Source organism: Aquirufa sp. OSTEICH-129A (assembly GCF_054558355.1).
In genome coordinates, this window is record NZ_JBPXKC010000030.1 from 1 (window position 1) to 241 (window position 241).

Consider the following 241-nt stretch of genomic DNA (forward strand, 5'->3'; position numbering starts at 1 on the left):
GACTCGCTGTAGCTACCCCATTCGTGAAGCTCACACTCGTCGCTGTACCAAAGTCTGTACCCTCTACTTTTGGTGAGGTCGCTGGAGATGATGAACTATTCGCTCCACTGAAAGTTAAGCTCTTACTGCCCGTATAGCCACTCGCCGTATTGCCACTCGCATCTTTTGCCGTAATCGTAATCGTTTGACTTCCTCCCGCTGTTTGCGTGCCACTTCCCGTGATGATGAACTTCGTAGCTGA

1 protein-coding gene is annotated in these 241 nt (G+C 50.6%); it reads right to left on the bottom strand.

All coding sequences use genetic code 11. The features are described 5' to 3' along the window. A partial coding sequence (locus SKC36_RS12375) for a hypothetical protein (RefSeq protein ID WP_459466084.1) occupies positions 1–241 on the bottom strand: 241 nt, incomplete at both ends.